At 70.5% G+C, this 18,842-nt stretch carries 21 protein-coding genes; 11 read left to right on the forward strand and 10 right to left on the reverse strand.

What is annotated here, in order from left to right:
* The first annotated feature begins 97 nt into the window (after positions 1-97).
* Positions 98-628, forward strand: a complete 531-nt coding sequence (locus tag ACWGE1_RS09180; RefSeq protein WP_453419883.1) for a hypothetical protein — start codon at positions 98-100, stop codon at positions 626-628.
* Between the two features lie 18 nt (positions 629-646).
* On the opposite strand, the gene ACWGE1_RS09185 is transcribed toward ACWGE1_RS09180, so the two are convergent.
* The 3 genes from ACWGE1_RS09185 to ACWGE1_RS09195 are packed head-to-tail and all read right to left on the reverse strand — an operon-like array spanning position 647 to position 1,580.
* The gene (locus ACWGE1_RS09185; RefSeq protein ID WP_453419884.1) at positions 647-1,126 is read right to left on the reverse strand and encodes a DUF6233 domain-containing protein; all 480 of its coding nucleotides are present in this window, start codon (positions 1,124-1,126) and stop codon (positions 647-649) included.
* Between the two features lie 26 nt (positions 1,127-1,152).
* A complete protein-coding gene (locus ACWGE1_RS09190) occupies positions 1,153-1,329 on the reverse strand; it encodes a hypothetical protein (RefSeq protein ID WP_453419885.1) in 177 nt (58 codons plus the stop codon).
* Positions 1,326-1,580, reverse strand: coding sequence for a hypothetical protein (locus ACWGE1_RS09195; protein WP_453419886.1), 255 nt, complete (start codon positions 1,578-1,580; stop codon positions 1,326-1,328). The genes ACWGE1_RS09190 and ACWGE1_RS09195 overlap by 4 nt, the downstream gene beginning before the upstream one ends.
* 751 nt (positions 1,581-2,331) lie before the next feature.
* Between ACWGE1_RS09195 and ACWGE1_RS09200 the strand changes: the two genes are divergently transcribed.
* The gene (locus ACWGE1_RS09200) at positions 2,332-3,354 is read left to right on the forward strand and encodes an ATP-dependent DNA ligase (protein WP_453419887.1); all 1,023 of its coding nucleotides are present in this window, start codon (positions 2,332-2,334) and stop codon (positions 3,352-3,354) included.
* A gap of 684 nt (positions 3,355-4,038) precedes the next feature.
* Here the strand turns inward: ACWGE1_RS09200 and ACWGE1_RS09205 are convergent.
* The 3 genes from ACWGE1_RS09205 to ACWGE1_RS09215 form a co-directional block, all read right to left on the reverse strand.
* Positions 4,039-4,503: a hypothetical protein gene (locus ACWGE1_RS09205; protein ID WP_453419888.1), complete on the reverse strand. Its 465-nt coding sequence runs from the start codon at positions 4,501-4,503 to the stop codon at positions 4,039-4,041.
* 396 nt (positions 4,504-4,899) lie between these two features.
* Positions 4,900-5,289: a hypothetical protein gene (locus ACWGE1_RS09210; protein ID WP_327267095.1), complete on the reverse strand. Its 390-nt coding sequence runs from the start codon at positions 5,287-5,289 to the stop codon at positions 4,900-4,902.
* 122 nt (positions 5,290-5,411) lie between these two features.
* A complete protein-coding gene (locus ACWGE1_RS09215; RefSeq protein ID WP_453419889.1) occupies positions 5,412-5,660 on the reverse strand; it encodes a hypothetical protein in 249 nt (82 codons plus the stop codon).
* A 361-nt stretch (positions 5,661-6,021) separates the two neighbouring features.
* On the opposite strand from ACWGE1_RS09215, the gene ACWGE1_RS09220 reads away from it, so the two are divergent.
* The 6 genes from ACWGE1_RS09220 to ACWGE1_RS09245 all read left to right on the forward strand — a co-directional run bounded on the left by ACWGE1_RS09220 (position 6,022) and on the right by ACWGE1_RS09245 (position 11,661).
* Positions 6,022-6,753: an AAA family ATPase gene (locus tag ACWGE1_RS09220; protein WP_453419890.1), complete on the forward strand. Its 732-nt coding sequence runs from the start codon at positions 6,022-6,024 to the stop codon at positions 6,751-6,753.
* Positions 6,754-6,793: 40 nt separating this feature from the next.
* Positions 6,794-7,186 (forward strand): hypothetical protein, encoded by a 393-nt coding sequence (locus ACWGE1_RS09225; protein ID WP_453419891.1) that lies wholly within the window; start codon positions 6,794-6,796, stop codon positions 7,184-7,186.
* Positions 7,183-8,115 (forward strand): recombinase family protein, encoded by a 933-nt coding sequence (locus ACWGE1_RS09230; protein ID WP_453419892.1) that lies wholly within the window; start codon positions 7,183-7,185, stop codon positions 8,113-8,115. Before ACWGE1_RS09225 ends, ACWGE1_RS09230 begins: the two co-directional genes overlap by 4 nt.
* Before the next feature lie 289 nt (positions 8,116-8,404).
* Complete coding sequence (locus tag ACWGE1_RS09235) at positions 8,405-10,015, forward strand: hypothetical protein (RefSeq protein ID WP_453419893.1); 1,611 nt, start codon at positions 8,405-8,407, stop codon at positions 10,013-10,015.
* A gap of 144 nt (positions 10,016-10,159) precedes the next feature.
* Positions 10,160-10,708 (forward strand): hypothetical protein, encoded by a 549-nt coding sequence (locus ACWGE1_RS09240; RefSeq protein WP_453419894.1) that lies wholly within the window; start codon positions 10,160-10,162, stop codon positions 10,706-10,708.
* Positions 10,709-10,908: 200 nt separating this feature from the next.
* On the forward strand, positions 10,909-11,661 hold the full coding sequence (locus ACWGE1_RS09245) for a hypothetical protein (RefSeq protein WP_453419895.1): 753 nt from the start codon (positions 10,909-10,911) through the stop codon (positions 11,659-11,661).
* A gap of 151 nt (positions 11,662-11,812) precedes the next feature.
* Here the strand turns inward: ACWGE1_RS09245 and ACWGE1_RS09250 are convergent, their stop codons facing one another.
* Both ACWGE1_RS09250 and ACWGE1_RS09255 read right to left on the reverse strand, forming a co-directional pair.
* Complete coding sequence (locus tag ACWGE1_RS09250) at positions 11,813-12,784, reverse strand: hypothetical protein (RefSeq protein WP_453419896.1); 972 nt, start codon at positions 12,782-12,784, stop codon at positions 11,813-11,815.
* A complete protein-coding gene (locus tag ACWGE1_RS09255) occupies positions 12,781-13,446 on the reverse strand; it encodes an AAA family ATPase (protein WP_453419897.1) in 666 nt (221 codons plus the stop codon). The genes ACWGE1_RS09250 and ACWGE1_RS09255 overlap by 4 nt, the downstream gene beginning before the upstream one ends.
* A 231-nt stretch (positions 13,447-13,677) precedes the next feature.
* Between ACWGE1_RS09255 and ACWGE1_RS09260 the strand changes: the two genes are divergently transcribed.
* Both ACWGE1_RS09260 and ACWGE1_RS09265 read left to right on the forward strand, forming a co-directional pair.
* Positions 13,678-14,415 carry a hypothetical protein gene (locus ACWGE1_RS09260; protein WP_453419898.1) on the forward strand — a complete coding sequence of 246 codons (738 nt, stop codon included), beginning with the start codon at positions 13,678-13,680 and terminating at the stop codon, positions 14,413-14,415.
* Positions 14,412-15,656, forward strand: coding sequence for a hypothetical protein (locus tag ACWGE1_RS09265; RefSeq protein ID WP_453419899.1), 1,245 nt, complete (start codon positions 14,412-14,414; stop codon positions 15,654-15,656). Before ACWGE1_RS09260 ends, ACWGE1_RS09265 begins: the two co-directional genes overlap by 4 nt.
* Positions 15,657-15,726: 70 nt before the next feature.
* On the opposite strand, the gene ACWGE1_RS09270 is transcribed toward ACWGE1_RS09265, so the two are convergent.
* Positions 15,727-15,900 carry a hypothetical protein gene (locus tag ACWGE1_RS09270; protein WP_453419900.1) on the reverse strand — a complete coding sequence of 58 codons (174 nt, stop codon included), beginning with the start codon at positions 15,898-15,900 and terminating at the stop codon, positions 15,727-15,729.
* Positions 15,901-16,359: 459 nt separating this feature from the next.
* Between ACWGE1_RS09270 and ACWGE1_RS09275 the strand changes: the two genes are divergently transcribed.
* A complete protein-coding gene (locus ACWGE1_RS09275) occupies positions 16,360-17,238 on the forward strand; it encodes a hypothetical protein (RefSeq protein ID WP_453419901.1) in 879 nt (292 codons plus the stop codon).
* A gap of 63 nt (positions 17,239-17,301) precedes the next feature.
* Here ACWGE1_RS09275 and ACWGE1_RS09280 read toward each other — a convergent pair whose 3' ends face one another.
* Positions 17,302-17,616 carry a hypothetical protein gene (locus ACWGE1_RS09280; protein ID WP_453419902.1) on the reverse strand — a complete coding sequence of 105 codons (315 nt, stop codon included), beginning with the start codon at positions 17,614-17,616 and terminating at the stop codon, positions 17,302-17,304.
* Positions 17,617-18,842 lie beyond the last annotated feature (1,226 nt).

Raw genomic sequence — 18,842 nt, forward strand, 5'->3', positions numbered from 1 at the left:
ACCCCGCGGGACTGGACACCTGGGGGGTGCGTCCCCCCTTGGTGGCGGATTCGGAGCTCGGCCGTGTCGCCACCTGCGGTACCGGCATTGACTGGCCATGAACACCATCAAGCGCGCGGCGGCGGCCGCGCTGGCCGTGGCGGCAGTAGCGGCACCGGCCGCGTCCACCGCCACGGCCGCGCCGGCCTACAAGTGCGCGAGTAGCACGCAGGACATTGACGACAGCAGCTATGACGGGCCGTGGCCGGACAACTGGACGATCACGGTGAAGACGTGCGCGGCCCGCTCCGGAGGCACCGTGTACGCCTACGCCGAAGCGAAGTGGGACGGCCCCGCGTTCCGCGAGGTTGACGACTCGACGATCTTCGACGGAGCCAAGCTGCGGTTGCAGATCAAGCAATCTCGGGAGGGTGCCGACCCCGTGGTGGTCGAACGCGACTTCACCGCGATCGAGGGCCGGCTGGAGGACAGCACGTCGAACGCCAACTACGACGGCCATTACCGAACGCCGACGATCAGCCACAGGGCTGGCCCCGGCGCCCTGGCTGACTCGGTTCTGTTCCTGGACTGGCACGGTGACGGCCGCGGCTACGGGCGGCACGACTACACCGGGTCCCCGACAGTTTGATTGACCTGCTGCTTTGGGTCAGTCGCCGGGGTCGGACACGTCCTCCTGGCCGTGACGGAGGATCGGCAGCAGGGTCTCGGCGGCGTCGCACCCGGTGCACGCCGCCGTGCCGGGCCGCGAGAGAGCATCGAGCGCCGCCATCGTCTTCACCGCTACCGCGTGGTCGGTGGCCAGCCGACAGCCCTCGGCGTGGACGGTGGCGGCCCGGCTGCGGGTCCGGCCGTCCAGGAGCCATGCCCACCGGCTGGCGGACGCTGCCGCAGTGGTGGGCCTTGGGGTCTTCGGGATCCCGTCCAGGCTCACCCCGGGGATCGGGCGCAGCTGGTCGGAGGTCACCCACGTCCCGTACTCGGCCGCCTCAACGCCGCCGCCGACGGCGGTCTGCCACATGGGCACGCCGATGCGGTACATCCACAAGCCGCTGTCGAGCTGCTGGCGTTCGTAGAGCCGTACGCGCTCGATCTGCTGTCCGTCCGGCAGGAGCAGCGTTATCGGCACGGGCGGTGGTGCAGGGTCGGTCACGGTCAGGTGCGGGCGAGCTGCTCCTGCCGGGCCTGCTGGCACGGCTTGCACAAGGGGTTCCCACCGTGGCCGTAGCGGCATGTTTGCTGGTGGCACCGCGCGCAGGGTCCGGTCTGACTGGAAGCCCAGGTGACCGGTACGACCTGCGGGCGGGGCTTGGTGATGGTCTGCTCGCTCATGCTGCCTGCCGTTCCGTCGGGGCCGAAGTGTGGTTGCGGGCAGCGCGGCGCAGCTCGACGCCGCCGGCCCGCCAGCCGGTGGGGCCCGCCCAGGAGGGATGGGTGCACAGGCGCCCGGAGAGGTCGATCAGCCCGCGCCGCAGCGTGGTCGTACCGGCTCCGGCGGGCGCCTGCGCGAGATCCGTGTAGGTCTGCTGCCACGCACTTTGGAGGGCGAGCAGGTCATCGGGGAAGCGGAACGGTGCTCTCACACCTCAAGTGAAACATGTGTTCGATTTCCTTCGCCAGGTGACCCGCCAGGGTTCAGCGGCCGTAGGTCTGGTGGCACAGCGCGGTGACGGCCGGGCTGGTGACGCCGTGCGCCGCGCGGCACAGCTCCGCCATGTCCGCGCCGCCTCCGGCTGCGGGTCGCACCGGGCGGTGCGGTGCGGGCGTGCGGCTGCTCGGCCGCGCCTTCGCCTTCGTCTTGGGCTTGGTCTTCGCTTCGGAGCGCGGGGCCGGCCTCGGCAGGGCGGCTCGACGGGGCCGGGCCGGTCCTGGCCCGGCCGTCCGGCGGGGCGCGGGCCCGGCATGTCGAGCTTCGCCGGATGCATCGCGGGCCACGGCTGCAGGGCGGTAGGGGCCGGACCTGGCGCCTGGCTCAGGAGCAGGGCGGGCCGGGCCGGCAGACGGCAGGGGGGAGAGCGGCAGTGCTGTCCCGGTATCGACCGGGCAGGCCGGGGCGCGGCCGGGTGTTTGTGGTCTTCGGGCACCACGGCGCGGGTGCCGGCGGGCGGGGCCGGGGCGGTGTGGACGGTGACACACCCGGAGGCCGCGAGCAGGGCGGCAAGGATCAGAGGCAGAGACCAGCGGCGCATGCCGTCACCGTGGCGCACCCGCGCCTGTCAGAGCCCCAGCAGCCCCGACGCGCCCCTCGGATGGATGACGCGCCCAGGCGTCCATCGGGCGAGGCCCACGTGAGCTGGCAGACCCTGGAAGGGGGCGACCGTGAGGAGGCCCGGGGTGACGCTGAGACCACCGGTTGAGCCCATGCTGGCCCAGGCCGCAGAGTCGGTACCGGGCCCGGGTGTGATCCGTGGCGGTGTGGCGTTCGAGCAGAAGCTCGACGGCCACCGGGCCCTGCTGTTCACCCCGATCGAGCGGAGCGGTCGGGTGCTGCTCCAGACCCGGCGCGGATCGCTGGTCCAGGACCGGTTCCCCGACCTCGTCGCCGCCGGGCAGCAGTTGCCGGGCGGCCTGGTCCTGGACGGCGAACTGCTGGTGTGGGATCCCGAGGCCGGCGCGTTGTCATTCGAGGCGTTGCAGCGCCGGTCCGCCGCCCGCGGCCGCAGCGCCCCGGGCCTCGCCGCCCGGTGGCCGGCCTACTACGCCGCGTTCGACCTGCTGCAACTGGACGGGGCGGAGCTGTTGAACCTCCCCTACCGGGAGCGCCGCGCCCGCCTGGAGACCCTGTTCACCGAGCACGGACTAACGGCCCCATGGACGCTCGTCCCGATGACGACCGATCCGGTCAAGGCACGCGAGTGGCTGGAGTCCTGGACCGACGTGTCCGGCGTCGAAGGCATCCTGATCAAGGGCCTGAACCAGCGCTACCTCCCTGGCTACCGCGGGTGGACGAAGATCCGCCGCCGGGACACCACAGAGGCGATCATCGGCGCGATCACCGGCACCCTCGCCCGCCCCCAGCTGCTCCTCCTCGGCCGCCATGACCCGGCGGGCCGGCTGCGCGCGGTCGGCCGGACGGTCCCGCTGCGCCCGGACGCGGCCCAGCAGGTCGGCGAGCACCTGGCCGCCGCGGGCCCCGAGCATCCCTGGACTGGGGTGCGGTTTACTGCGGCGTGGGGGAGCCATGACGTTCTGGACGCGGTGCTGGTCCGGCCGGAACTGGTAGCAGAGGTCAGCGCCGATCGGGCCGTTGACCGGGGCGTTTTCCGCCACCCGCTGCGCTTCAAGCGGCTGCGCGTGGACGTGACGGTGGAGGACGTGCCGCGGTTCGGAGATGGCGGGGCCGCGGCCGCTGGCTGAGTGGCCCCCTGGGGCCAGGGCCACCCTCACCGTGACCAAAGAACAGCCAGTCAGCGGTCGAACCGGACTGAGCCGTCACAGCCTCGCCGGGCGGTGAGAACCGGCAGCGAGATCCGAGGCGGCATACAGGGGTCCGCCCGCAGCGTGTGCATTTGCTCGTGAAGTACGCCGAGACCGGGGAAGAGGGCGTACTCCCACATCAGCGTGGCGCGGCGGTTCTCGGGAAGGTCGTTGAGCGACGGCACATGCAGCAGCCTGCCGCAGGGGTCTGACATCTCAGCGACCGCGCGCTCGTGGGCGAGGGACGTGCCCCACGCTCGTCGGACACCTACGCAGTCATACCCGGCTTCCGTGTCCTCGGCCCCAGGGGGCCTGCGGGCCGGGTCCGGGCACGACGCTCCCCTGGCATTCAGGAGAGCTGAGTGGGCGGTTGAGGTACCTCCGCACCCCGCCAACCGCGTGACACGTCCGTTGGGGGCTGACGTTCGCGGGCTGAGGTCGAAGCGGGGTCCGGAGCGGGCTCGTGCGGTGATCAAAGCAGGGCTTCGGTAGAGCAGGCGATCGGCCGCTTCGCAGGTCAGGGTGCGTTTCGCGGCACTGGAAACGGAGGTCCCGCGCGCCAACTGCAGGGAGAGATCAGGGTGGGGACGTCTGGCGGGCGCTGTCAGGGCCGGCCCTCGGCGGTCAGGACGGCCGGCCTTCGAGACGTGGCTCGGCGTACCCGCCGCCGCGAGCGGCGTTGTGCTCAAATGACTTGGCAGCCGGGAATCCGGTGCCCAAGATCGCGCCCAGCGCCGGGAAGAACTGCTGCCCGTCCTCGAACTGCGGCGTGGTGGTCCACGTGAACGACTCGCAGCCGCGCATCGCGCGTGCCATCATGCGCGTTGCGTAGCCCTGGCGCTGCCACTCGCCCGTCACCCGGATCTTCATGATGTGGCCGCGGCGGCACTCGGCGCAGGACTGCCAGGTGAGACGGGCGAAGTCATAGCCGCTGCGCTCGCAGACCCGGAGCTGGTGGGGCCCCGCCCCGTTCCTCGGCGCGTAGTACATCCAGAAGTCCTCGGTGCGAGGCCGCAGGAGCGTCGCGAGTTTCCACTGCCGCTCGGAGAAGCCGGTCGGCGGCGGCGACCAGTGATCAGCCGGAGTCATGCGATCCCCCTTCAGAGCGCGTCCGTCGCGCGCCAGTTGATCCTCTCGCCCGCCCCGGCTCCCGCCAAGAGGCCCAGTGGCGCAGATAACTGCCCTGTTATCTGCGGGGCGGTGACCGCCGACCTGGGAGCACGCGCCCCGGCGACGACATGAAGAGCACCCGTTATCTGTGGGAGCGCTGTGGCCGCCGTCGTGCCCCTGCGGACGACCGGTGCCGGAGCGGCCACTGTCCGGTCCGTCGCCGACCGGTTCCTCGACACCATCACGGTGTCGAGGGGGTGATCCAACGAATCGAGGGGGCGAAAACGGTCGAGGCGGCCTCGCCGTGTGGGCGGGGCCACCTTCGAGGGGCGTGGGGCGTCAGGAAGCGGGCGGCTCAGCGTCGGCTGGGTCACATCACTCCATGGGCTGCTCCCGAGCGTCCGTGATGCCACCCGGCACGTGCGGGTCGAACCGGCCGACGCGCATAGCCTCGATGCACTGCAGGACGCGGCCGAAGGACGTCAGCCCGTACGTGATGTATCGCGTAGGTGAGTCCCCGAGCACGCTTTCACGCTCGATGGGAACGCCGCTCATGATCGCCGAGTACGTGTCACGCGCCTCGTGCCCGGGGTGAGCCCCGATCCACGCCATCTCGACGTCCGACGCGAACTCGTTGGCGGACGTGCAGGTGTACTGGTTCCAGTCCTCGACGGGCTTGGTCGGGTCGAGCGCGGCGATCGTGCGTACCTGTTTGATGCAGCGCTCGTAGATGCGGGACAGCTCGGCGTTCAGATCTTGGCTCATCAGGGTTCTCCCTCCCCGCGCCGGACCATCCGGCGACCGGTGGACCCTGCCCCAGATGGCGGTGGAACAGTCGCACCGCCACATACGCGATCCAGTGGGCCGAGGGGGCGAAAGCGGTCGGCTCACGTTCTGTTCACGCGGGCCTCCACGACGAGCGCGAGAGTGGATACGGCGATGAAGGCCCCGCCGCCCGAGCCCACCGCGACAAGCGCCGGCGCCTCCAGCACCCTGAGGGCAATGCCGGTAGCCATACCTCCGATCACCCCGACCAGCAGGGCGATTGCGATGGACAAGAAGCGGATCTTGCTCTGGGCCTGCTCAAGGCGTACTGCAGTAGCGTTGGGGGGAGTCAAGGTGTCCTTCTCCTTCACAGGGACCGAGGGAACCGACGACGCGGAAGGGGAGACCCCGCGCGGCCAGCCGTCCAAGCAAGGGCCACGCCAAGGTCTCCCCTTCGGCGTACCGTCGGGGTTTCTCTCCATGAGGCTATCGAGTAGTTGCCTACGCGCGTAGATGCTGCAATCCATTAAAGGAACGGAGGCGAAAACGGTCGATTGCGCCCCCCGATCGGGATCCATTCCACCGAATCGCTCAAATGGGTGAAAATCAGCCCTAGAGGGGTCTGCGATCCATTGGAATCCGTTCCGTACTTGCGCCTCCCCTTTTCGCCCCCCTAGAGTGTTGATCGGACGCCGAAGCCGCCCCGGCCCGGCCGAACCGAGGGGGAACCCCATGCCCTTACCGCGCTACGTCCTCGCCCCGGCCCACCTCACCGGCGACGTCTTCGGCTGGCAGCTCAACCGCGACGGCCTCTTCCTGGACGCCCACGAGGGCTTCCAGGAGAACTTCGACCGCGACGTCGAGGCCGCGATGGACTGGGCCGAGCAGATCATCGGTACGCGGCAGGACTGGCGGCACACCCGCGAGGGCGGCCCGGACCGGTGGATCGCCGCCGACGACCGTGCGGCGGCCGGCACCGACGTGCTGCGCTCCGTGGAGCCCGGCACGCTCCTGGTCGCCGTCGGCCCCGGCGCCTCGGGCAAGAGCACCTTCGCCGCCGAGGCCGGGATCGTCACGGTGGTCTGCCTCGACTCCCTGCGCCAGCAGCTCGGAGGCGACGCGGGCGATCAGTCCCTCACCCCGGCCGCCGTGGCGGAGCAGAACATCCTGTTGGAGAAGCACCTGAGCGAGGGGACCACCCTCTACCTCGACTCCACGAACGTGGAGGTCCGCGTCCGCGCCGAGCTCGTCGGGCGGGCCCGCCGCCACCGCCGTCCCGTGGTCGCCCTGCGCTTCCTCCCGCACTTCGACACCTGCCGGGCCCGCAACCGCGCGAGGCCGGCCAACCGGCAGGTGCCCGACGACGTCCTCGCCTGGCAGCACGCCCTCGCGCACGCGGCCACCCCCAAGGCCCTGCTCGCGGAGGGCTTCACCGCCGCGCACAACATCGTCACGCCCCTCTGACCAACCCACCCGACCGATCACCACCACCGAGGAGAACCCCGTGAGCCAGAACCCCGCCCGTCACCTGTCCGACGCCGCTGAGGGCATCCGCGCCTTCAACCACACCTCCCGTGCCGTCGGGGACGACTGGGTGTACCCGGGCCACGCGTACGACGCGGTCGGAACCCTCTCGCACCTGGTCGGGATGCTGGAGCAGGCCATCGGGCAGTCAGTCCGGCCGGTGATGCACACCTACGAGCACGGCCGGGTGCGCATCGACGGCAACGGCGACGCCGACGCGAAGGTGGCCGAGCTGGTCGCTGCCCTGCATGACGCCGAGGCCGCCTCCGCCGCGCTGACGGCCGCCGTCCAGCGGATGCACAATGCCGTCTCGCCCATGGGCCTGGACACCACCGGCATCCCGGAGTTCGAGGACGACGAGGACGACCAGTGACGGACCGTCTGTACCTGCGGCACTCGACGGACAAGCAGACCGACGCCCGACAGCGGCACGCCCTCGCGGCTCTGCTCGCCGCCGGCGCCCCGACCTACGAGGACCCGGCCACCTCCAGCCGCGTCCTGTCCCTCTACCGCGCGGGCTTCAAGCAGCTGCTCGACGAGGCCGCTGTCGGCGACACGATCCGGATCGCCGACGCGGCCCGCCTCTTTCGGTCGGTCGCGGACATCATCGCCCTGCGGCCGGTGCTCATCCGGCGCGGCCTGCACCTGCGGGTGGAGTCGGGGCTGCTGTCCGGCATCGACCTCGCCTCGGACGACCCGGGCACCAAGATGATGGTGAGCGTGCTTGCGGCGGTGCTGGAGTTCCAGCGCGACATGATCTCGGAGAACACCCGCGAGGGCGTCGCCGCAGCCGAGGCCGCCGGGAAGACGCTCGGGCGTCCGGCCGCGCTCGACGAGGGCGAGGTGGTCGAGCTGGTGGAGGCGTACCGCGAGGGCACCGCCGTGAAGGCCCTCGCCCGGCAGTACGACATCGCACCAAAGACCGTCCGGCGCGTGCTGGACGCCGCCGGGGCCCGCGAGGTGCCCGGCGACCTGTCCTCGCTGCTCGACGGTGACGACCAGGACGACGTCGCCGACGACCAGGAGCAGGCGGCCAACGCCGATCCGACCGTGGTAGTCGACGTGCCCGGCCTGGTCGCCGAGCACCTGGCCGACGTCGCCGATGACGCGGTCCGCCGGGCCTTGGCCGCCGGGCAGACGATCCGCCGGGGCCAGGGCTACTCAGTGCGGATCACCGCCCCGGTCAGCGTGCACCGGGCGATGATCGAGCACTCCGCGACCGCGCTGATGCAGTCGCCCGCCGGCCGCAAGGCCCACCGGATCCACTCCGATCGCGTGACGGCCGTACGGATTGCGGCCTGAGCGTCAACGTCCCGCCGCCGCTGGCTCCCACACCAGCGGCGGCTCGCCGAAGTCCCCGCGCCTGCCGGTGGTGCCCGATACCGTTGTCGGGCACCACCCGGCCAGCCGCGTACTGCCGGTCGCCGCTCCGCCCGCGCCCACGCCGCGGGCAGCCCCGCAACGGGGGCGGCCAAGGTCTCCAGGGGCCCGCGTAGATGATCACGGTGGCGCCCTGATGTGCCCTGTACTTCCTTCTGTGGCCCCTGACGTACGGCCGGAGGAGCGTGGGTCTGTCCGGCTGGGAGACGTCATGCCGAAGAAGCAGTCGACCGCCGCGAAGCGAGCACGCACCGCCGCCCGCGCCGGCGCCAAGTACACCGCCTCACTCCGGCAGCAGCCGGGCGCCCATCCGCTTCCCCCTCACCTCGAACTCGTCGACGAGCAGGCGCTGCCCGAGGGCGAGCGCATGGTGGTGGACTGCCTGCGGGCGCTCGCGGCCGAGGGCAGGCGGCTGCCGGTGCACCAGGCCGAGCCGGACCCGGAGGTGGTCGAGGCACGGATGCGGGCCGAGGGGAAGGGCGGCAGCCCGCAGTGGCAGCGGTGGGCGTCGGTGGAGGCCGCCGTCGACGGCTACGTGCTGCGCGAGACCCAGTACGGGCCGAACCGCTCCGGCTACACCTCGACCAGCCGCGGGCCCCGGGTGCCGGTGCCAGTGCGCATGGCCGACGGCACGGTGACCGTGATCGCGATGCCGGAGTGGGCCCGCCTGGACGGCTTCCAGTGGGTGTGGGCGCACACCGGCTGGCCGGTGGAGGCGCCCGGCCGGATCGTCCACCCGCCGCAGGACTTCTTTCCGGCGCCGGAACTGCGCTGGCAGGTCGCGGTCTGGCTCGACTTGAGCCGCGAGGACGGCCGGGTTCTCGGGGAGGACTACGGCGGCAGCGCTTCGAGCTGGCAGACGGTCGGCTGGTGCACCAGCCGCGAGGACGCCCAGATGATCGCCCGTGCGTACACCTCGCACCGCGACCACTACGCCCGCGCCGACGTCATCGAGCACGGCACCGACAACGGCATCGTCTCTCTCACCAGGGACACCTACCTCCCGGCCTCGGACGCCCCCGAGCGGCCCCGCCCCATCACCGCGCCGGGAACGCGACCGGCCTCGCCGGACCGGTCCGAGATCCCGGAGCCCTCTTGGTCCACGGCCCACCGCAACCCGCCGAACTCGTCGCTGATCGTGTGGACCGGCACCGGCTGGCGCACGCTGGTGTGGACCGACTGGCAGTCGGCGAACATCGCGGCCGTGCTCGGGATCGGCGCCGGCGGCCCGTACGAGTGGGCCGAGGACTGGGGGCCGCGCCACCCCGACCGGGACCTGCACGACTGGACCCAGGAGGGCCGCGAGCTGCACCGCCGGTTCCCGGAGACCACCTACCCGGAGCGCACGGAGCTGATCGACGCCTGGCGCCGGGCCAAGGAGGACGCCCTGGTGGACGCGCTCGCCGAGCGGGGCGGTCTCACCCGGGAACAGGCCGTCGCCCGCCTCGCCCAGGGCGGCGAGAAGTACCGCGAGGTCCTGGACGTCGGGCAGGCCGCGATCTCCCGGGCCCTGCACACCGCCCGCCGGGCCCTGCACACCGCCCGCCGGGCCCTGCACACCGCCCGCCGGGCCCTGCCCGAAGGCCCCGAGCGCACAGCGGTCCGGCACGCCCTGGACGACCTGATGGACCGGCATCTGCTGCCGCCGGATGCCGAGCGCATCGCGGGCGAGCAGCTCGACAGCGAGATCGAGAGCACCCGATCCCCCTCGACCACCGCCTGGTGCCGCCGTGCCGTGACCGAGTACGTCAGCCCCGCCGGCGACCCGGCCGCCGCCGGGGTCGAGGGATTCCGTCCGCAGGACACCACCGCGGCCTCATGACCTCGTGACCGCCTGCCCACCGCGAGAGCCCCGCACCGAATCGGTGCGGGGCTCCGGGCTGATCGGCATCCTGTAGCCGCAAGGTCTGGGGCCGATCAGTCGAACCCGATACCCGGGCACACGGGTTGCGCCACCATGTCGGCCATGCCGAACACCGCGTGGACCATCGCTGTCGCCGCCGTCACCGCCGTGGTGGCCGCCACCGCGACCGGGCTGACCGTCACCCCCAGGCTGGACGCCCGCAAGAAGCGCATCGGGGATGCTCACGCCGCCCGCGACAGCTTCAACACCCACCTGACCACGGTCCTCATGGCATCCGCGAGGCTTCGGAACTTCCATCTTCCGGAGGCCGATGACCCCGCCTGCACGCCAGTCGTCAGGGAACGGCTGACTGCCGAGCGGGAACGCTGGCTGCAGCAGATCGACGAGGCCACCCAATGGATGAACGACCACGTCGCCACGTTCGCTGGCGGATGGCCCTCCCGCAGCCTCATCGACCTCGCCGTCGCCTACTCCGGCCACGCCCGGATGCTGGTGCTGTCCGAGCGCGAGGAGACCACCAAGCTGGACCTGCTGGGAGCCCTGACCCTCCCCATCCAGCGCCAGTTCTTCGGCTTCTGGTGGACCCGAGCGCGGCACTTCCACGCCGATCGCCGGAAGTTCGCCGAGACCATCGCACGACTGACGGCGTAGCCGCCCCTCAGTGCCCCCTCAGGCCGCGCCTGGCACCCGCACCTGTCAGGTGTCCAGGGGGCGGAACTCGTCCACGCTGGCCGTGATCGGGTCGGGGGGCGATGCACTCGGCGACGGTCCGACGGTGGGGTGGTCACCCCTGCAGGGCGGATGTCAGCGATTCGCTGACATTTGTGATGTGTCAGTGAAATGCTGACGTCATGGCAATGGATGAAGTGCAGCGGCGCGAACTCCACGACGCGGCCCGAGAGCTGCTCACCGACCGCTACTTCGATGGCAGTCCCTACTGGGACCCCTTTGAGGCGATGCGCAAGGTGCATACAGCGGCGTTCGGCTACGCCCCCGGCGGCAGCGGCCCGGTCCCGCAGGAGGACGTCCTGGCCGCGCTCACCCAGGTGGCTGAGGCGCGGCAGCGCCTCGACACCCTGGAGCGGGGGCTGATCGAGCAGGCCCGAAGCAGTGGTGCGTCCTGGCAGAAGCTGGCGGATGCTCAGGGATTCGCCACTCGGCAGTCCGCGGAGACCAGGGCGCTTCGCCTGCAGCGAGCCGCGAGCATCTCCGGCGGCCGCGACGTCGCCGCGCAGCGACTGTCCCAGGCGCGCAAGAGGGCGGGGGAGGCCTGGTGCTTGGAGTGCGAGGACCGTATCCGCGACCTCTGCGACGACCTGGTGGATACGGCCGCTGCGTGGCCGCACCTCACGTCCGACCCGTACGCCGCCTCGATCGTCCACGAACTGGTCGCCACGCTGACCGCCGGCGGTAACGGGGTGGCGTTGATGCGGACCTTGTCCCGTCTGCACCGCTTCCTGTCGCCCTACGGCAAGCCGCAGCCGGAGCCCTGCGGGCGGCAGGCAGCCGCGGCCGTGAAGGCCCGCAACGAGTTGAAGGCTCTGGTCGTCGAGCGGGAAGCCGCGGAATCCAGCGTCGGCTCCGCCCGCGAGGCAGGCCGGTGACGGCGTAGGCGCCCGAGTCCCTGGGCCCGGCTTTCGCGCCGGGCTCTGCCTCGCCCGCTCCACCGCCCTCGGCGCAAGAAGCCCACAAGATCGTTCTCGCCGGGCGTTTCTGTACCTCAGCTACGTGCACCCGTCTGGCCTGGGCCGGAACTCAGCCCACGGGTTCCTTCTCGGTGGCCTGCGCGGGAATGGGGGGAACCTCACCGCGCGACACGACCCGCTTGTGCCGCTCGGTCCTGGCAGTGGCCTTCTCCCGCTTCTTCCTCTCGGCGGCGGCCCGCTTCCTCGCCACTCGGAGCCGCTTGGCGGCTTCCTCGTATCCGGCCGCGATCTCCTCGAAGGCGGCGTCGGCCTCAGGGGCGAGCCTTGACAGCGCTTCGATATCGAGGCCTTCGACGGCCACACGCGCGGCCTCGGCTCGGCGGTGGACCTTGGCGAGAGCGGTCGGGATCGCGCGGGGAGCGGCCGGGCGTGGCGTCGTCTGAAGCTCGCTTCCTTCCAGCTCGGCGCAGACGGCCGTGAGGGCGGTGACGGTGACCTTCTCGCCGCGTTCCTGCAACAGGCGCAGGGCCGTAAGGACACCACTCTCGCCGTCGCTGTTGAAGATGCTACGCAGGGCCACTCCGTGCAACACCGCGGGCCGCATGGTGGGGAATTCTGCGATCGCAGAAAGCATGACCTGCAGCACCGGGGCGGCCTTCATCAGCTCGTAGGCGCGGGAGAGCGCCACGCCACGATCCTTCGCGTACGCCTCGAAGGTGTCGTATCCGGCCTCCGCCCAGTCGTCCGAGTCGTTCACGGCTTGAAGCACGTGTCCGAGGATCATGTCGTACCGGGCCTTGACCCGTACGGTCCGGTTGAGTTCGGCTCCGAGAAGACGATCGAACTGGGCGATCCGGTCCGTGGCGGAGCCGGTGGCTTCGGGAAGGGTGAATTCCCCGAGCTCGGCGTCCTCCTCTGCCTGCACCTTCTCGGCCTCGGCGGCCGCCACGGCGGCGAGGGCGGCGTTCAAAGCGGCCTGGTGCTCGTTGGCGTTCTGCTGATCGGTGCGTGATGCGCCGTCCGCAGTGCTGCGGCTCGTCAACTGTTCGGCCTGCGCGGCGAGCTCGTCCTTGCGGCTCATGCGGTCTCGCTCTCCATCTTCAGAATCTCCAGCACCGCACCCTGAAACGGGGTGCCGGCCGCCTTCACCTTGGCGCCGTGGCTCTGGGCGTACACCTCTTGGCGCGGGATGCGGGCGCCGAGAACGTTGTGCCCCTTGTCCGTGAGCTGCTGCGCGAAGACCCCCGTCGAGGCGGCGCTCGACACGCAGCGATTGAGAAGAACGGCGGTCCGCGCCGGCTCCGCACGCAGGGGGTTGATGTCCTCGATGACTTCCAGGACCGGGGCCATGCCGGAGATTTCTCCGGATGTCGGCGCCACGGAAAGGATCACCATGGTGGCGGCCCTTATGGCAGAAGTGGCGATGCCCTGTGCGTCCTCAAGCGGCGGGGAGTCGACGACCACGACGTCGAAGTCCGCCCCGACGGCAGGGAGTACCTGGTGCAGGGAGCTGGACGCCAGGGAGAGATACGTGAACGGAAAGGGTGCGAGGTCATTCCAGATACCTGCGCGGCCGAGCTCTGCGACCTTCTCGCCCTTGATCTTGAGCCTCGTTCCGCCCGGGTCGGCGTCCACCAGGGCGACCTTCTTCCCGAGCTCGTGCAGCGCGTACGCGAGCCAGACGGCGGAGGTTGTCTTCCCCGTCCCTGGCTTGAGGTTTGTCACGGTCCAGATGTACGTCATGGGCGGCAGCGTAGCGGCGAAGGGCCTGCGCGCCGCCTGTCCGGGTGCCGGAACACTCTCGATTTCGGCGCGATCCGGAGCCGAGGCGTCCGGAGTAGAAGGTCCGTACTGCGTGAGCTCCGCGAGTCCGGCCTCGCGAAGGAATCGCGCGATCCGACACCACCAACGGCGAACGAAGCCCTTGTCAGGTTCTGCCTGACGGCTTGAATCGTCAGGTATAGCCTGACTGTCGTGACAGATGCTGAGCACGACCACGACCACGACAGCGAGCGCTACGCGTACAGCCGTACGGCCCTGGCCCGTCTCGTCCTCTCCGCCGAACTGCGCGAGCTGACCGACAACGCTGCCGCCGGCGTCGCCACGACCCATGACATGTGGGCTCACCCCGGCGAAGTGGTAGGCAACGCGCTTGACCTGGTGCGCCAGGCCCAGGAAGTGCTGGCCCGCGCCGTGGTCTACGAGCGGCAGAAGGGCACCAGCTGGGAAGCCATCGGCGAGCAGCTCGAAGTGAAGAAGCAGTCAGCCCACGAGCGGTACAAGCCCGCCGTCGAGGAGTGGAAGATTGCTCTTCAGGAGCCGTTCTACCCCGCCCCGCCCGAGCGCCCGGTACGCAACCGGCGTCTGCACGACGCCGCGTATGCGCCCACCGCTGCCGGACGTCGACTCGACCAATGGGTGCGCGAACACATCCCGGCCCACAGGGAGACGAACCATCCGGTCACCGCGCATCTGCCCACTCTGACCACTGCCGAGGAGTTGGTTCAGGTCCTCGACGCGCTTAACCACCTCTACGGCGACGCGGACACGCCTCCGGACCCGGCTGCCCGCGCCCGGCTGGCCGAGCGCAAGGCGGCGCTGCTGGAACGCATCGCTGTCGAGGACGGCCGCCCCGAGACTGCCGAGCAGGCCGCCGAAGCCCGCGCCCGCGCCGCCCAGCTCCGGGCCGAAGCGGACGGGGCGGCAAAGTGACGCAGACTGTCGTCGACCACAGCCTGACGGGCCCCGAGCTGCTGAACGCGGCGGCCGCCGAGGTGACGTCCTGGCCGTCGATTTCCCCGTCCCGGGCCCGCCAGGTGAAGTGGGTGGTCGGTGAGTACACCCGTGCCCTGGCCCACGCCGAGCACCCGCTCGCCGACGACGCCGGCGTCCGCGAGGTCTTCGCCGCCGAGCCGGTCGAGGTCTACCTGCGCCTGGCCCGCACTGGGCAGCTGCGCGTACGCAAGGCCGCCGACCCGTCCCGGGGTTCGGACAACTCCGAGCAGACCCGCCTGGAGGTCCTCAAGCTGCTGGTAACGGCGTGCGGAGCCGAGGACTTCGCCGAGCTCCCGCCGCAGCCGGACCCGCCGAGCAAATCGCCCGTCGCCAAGCGGCCCCGCTCCCTGCTCCGCTCGCAGCTGACCGACCTCGCCGACTCACCCGACGCGACCACCAGCCAGCTGCGGATGCTCGCCGTCGGTGCCGTCGTCTCCGACACCGGTGTCCGGGCGGGCGAGATGTGCGCGCGCACGATCGAGGACCTCTCGCCGTCGCTGGAGGAGCTGCGTGTGGTGCGCCGGCCCCAGGGGTGGAGCCAGTCGGAAGCGTTCACCGAGCTGCTCGCCCTGTCAGGCCTTTCCCGGGCGGCGCTCAAGCGATGGCTGCCCGAACGGCAGCAGCTGTTGGAGCGGGTCGGCGGCACCGCCACCGCCCTGTGGGTCTCCCTGCACGGCAACCACCACGACGGCCAGACCGTCCCCGCGGGGACGCCCCTGATGCCGCGCGGCCTGGCCCGCGCCTGGACCCGCGCCGTCGTCGAAACGAACGTGGAGATGGCCGGACAGCCGTCCTGGGAGCCGCTGCCCACGCGCATGGAGCAGCTGCGCCGAGGTGTGGAGCCGACCGCCGTCCGGGCGCCGATGATGCCGGACGCCGAGAAGGCCGCCGTGCTCCTGGACGACGTTGCCGCCCGCGGCCGCGCCCTCGCCGAGCTGCGCCGTGCGGGGGAGGAGGGCGGCCCCGTCGAGCTGCAGGCCCGCATCGCGGTCCGTCAGGCGGTGCGCGACGCGTGGGCGGAGGGCATCGAGCACACGGTGCAGCTGTCCACCCTCGCCGACGCGGGTCTGCCCGACATCGCCTCGCTCGCGGCCGCGGGCTGGGAGCCGGTGCTGCTCGACGCGATCGACCGGGGCCAGGGCTGGGGCCGCCCCTCGAAGGCGGCCGCCGCCATGTGACCCGCACGCACCGACGGCGGGCCCGGAGCTGCCGGGCGTGGGTACGAGAACGCCCCACGCCCGGCTCCGTCTACGCCATGACCTGGTTGAGCCCCAGGATCGTCGCGCCGACGGCGGCTCCGACAGCGAGCACCGGGGCGCCGAGTGCGAAGACGGCGATGCCGGCTACGCAGCCTGCGATGAGGATGATGGCCCACCGCTGGGGTAGCGGCTCGGTCCGGTTCTGGTTCGTGGTGTTTTCCACTAGTCTCCTAGGTGAGATCTGCTCTGTGACGGCCCCGGGTTGCCCCCCGGGGCCGTTCGCGTTTGTGCTGCGAACGGCTAGCCGCCGAGCCTCGTTGACGAGGTCCCAATTAGAGGATTCCACCTAACGGGTGCCTCGCCCCGGGGTCTCCGCAACGCTTTGATCCGCATTGAGAAACCTAGTTAGTAATAGAGTCTCTCTAATGCGGATCAAGACGTTGCGATCAAAGCGCGGAAAGTGGGGATCATGGCTGATGCCCGGGAGGCGAACGCCCGCCGACTGCGCCGCTTGACGGAGATGGCCAAGAGTCAGTCCGTGGTCCGGGCCACCAAAGCGCTGAATGACGTCTGGACTGCCGGCCGGAAGCCGGGCCATGTCGTTCTCCGTACCCAGCTGATCCAGTCGGCCGAAGGCGGCCCTGGCCCGTTGGTTCGGCTTGTCCTGCCCCGCGGGGTCGCCATGCGCTTCTACCTGCTGGCCGTATTCGAGGCGCAGTGCCGTCTGGGGGTGGGGGACGCTTGGGTCGGCGGCCGTCCACTCGCCGGAGTGGGCTCATGGTCGGACTTCATCGCCATCGACGGCGCATATGACGCCCAATCCAAGGCCTACATGCGTGACACCAAGCAGGGCAGGGAAGGGGCCGCCGACCTGCGACTGCGGCAGATCCAGTCAGCTCTGAAGACGCTGGAGGAACTCGGTCCCGAACAGGCTCTGGTCACCGTGCCGCGAGCGAGCACCGGGGGCCGGCGACTGTACGGGGAGTTCTCCCTGCTGAAGGAGACTGGCCGTGGCGGCCTCCAGACCCCTGACATCTACGTAGTCCCGCAGAACCACTGGTCTGCGGCGACAGTCACGGTCCCCGCTGACTTCTTCCTCAAGGGATGGGTGCAGGTACTGAGTCCCTCCGAGGTCGCCACGTGGCTCATCCTGAGGGCGCTCAGCCAGTGGGCCCGCGACCAGCACGCCGAGACCGGGGTGTATCTGTACGGGAAGCCGCGCTTGGAGGACTTCGGTCTGCGCCGTGACGCGTGGGAGGACGGCTGCCGGCGACTCGTCGACTTCGGGCTGATTCGCCACGCCCGTGCCACTCCCCTCGACAGCAAACCGCTAGGGGTCGATCTCGTCACCTGGTTTGCCCGGGAGGGGCGGGAACAGTACGAGCCGTACCGGTGGCAGGTGACTGACGTGGGGCTTGCCGAGGACGCGGTGAAGGTTTGTACCCGAGAACTCACCCTGCGGCAGAAGGACCTCGACTCGGCGGCCGAACAGCGAGCCCTACGGAAGGGCGTACCGTTCGCCCCGTCAGCGCCGGGTCCTCAGGCCAGCCCCCAGCCCTAGAAGGCCAGGACGCCCAGCCTGCGGCAAACGAGCGGGGCCTTCCCGGACCCGTCGTCGCTCAGTTCATGAGAGCCCCCCTCCCTGAGTCTCCCGGTGAGCGGCGATCGGGTCGGCGGGCAGGCCGCCGCCCGGGTACGGCGGGCCGTACATCAGCCCTTCCCGGTCCGTGTACTCCACACTGCGGTACTCCCGTTCACGGGGGCACTGGTGAGATTCCTGGGTCCATCCGATCATCACGTGGTTGTGGAACACCCGCACTTGTTGCTGCGGGTCGTCCCCGTTGGGTGCGTACCAGCCGCCCCGGTAGACGGTCAGCCCGAGCGTCGGCCAGCCAGCTGCGACGGGCCCCAGCAGTTCACCGATTTCATCCGCGGTCATCGGTACCTGTTTCGGCATGACTGATCCCCTCCCCCTTCGCTGACAGCAGCAGACCCGGAGACGCTAGCCACCCCCGGCAGCCCGTCACCCGGATTCAGCAGAAAGCCCCCGATCGTGCGCCTGACAGCGGATGGCTGACAGCGGCCGCCAACCGAGTGCGTCGCGGCTACTGGACGCCGCTGCAGCACTTCGGCCCGCTCGCGGACCATGTCCGGGCGGTGCTGGGCCAGCGCCAGAACAGGGCCTTGATCTCCGTTGCCGCGTCGTCGTCTTGGTCCCCGTGCTCTGACGCCAGATCAGACCGCCCGGCCCCTGGGCCAGGAGAGCCCCAGGAACACCCCTGTATGCCCCGGAGAGCGTCGATCACACCATGGGGGCCCCGTCGCACCCCGAGCCCATGAACGACCGTCAGGCGTCGATCTGCGGACGTACCGCCCTGCCCCTCCAGCCGCCGCGCGGAGCGCGTCTGCTTTTTATCGGTGGAGCCGGGGCGCCTGTGGCGCCCCGGCGGAGCCGATTGGTTGATGAGTCGTCCCGGAGGGACGTCGTATCTCTTGACCTGCACGTAACCACTCAGATCAGCCCCCACGCGCGGGGCCCGTCACTACGCCGGCCACGACGATGGAGTCAGCCGCCCACCGGCGCTCACCCGAACGGGTGACGGGCCCCGCGCCTCTCTTCTCTGACCCCTAACAGGCCCTCGCGTCCGCGTAGCGGGCCGGTGGGTCGCTACGCGTCTCGATTCCCTGCGGCTACACCGTGGTTACGGCTCCCACCTGCGCTTTCAGCGTGAGGAGGTCCCCTCGGAACGGTGTGGTGGGTCCAGTACTGGAGTACTGGACCCACTGAGGAGAGATGCGCAAGGGCCTGTTAGGGGTGTCGAAGGGGCGAGGCCTGGCCTGGCGCCTTGGGACAGAGCTGCTCCCGGAGCACCCGTCCGGCCTCTCCAGCCGAGACGAACTCTTCGGCGCTTGCGCCGACGACCGCGGCGAAGCCGCTCGCGCGCGCTCACGCGCTACTACCTGCAGAAGCCCTACGGGCGTCAGCGGCACTACGCGCCGAAGGCGCTGTCTGTGGTTTCGGAAGTGGGGGTTCATAGGTGGTGGTTAAAGGGGTGACGTGTACGTCACCGGGGGGGGTGTTGGACAACTGAAACGGGGGGGTTTTGTTTTATTAACAACCTAAATACAATAAGTAAGAATTCGGTTTTAAAAATAGTTATTTTA

The organism is Streptomyces sp. NPDC054932 (assembly GCF_053610205.1).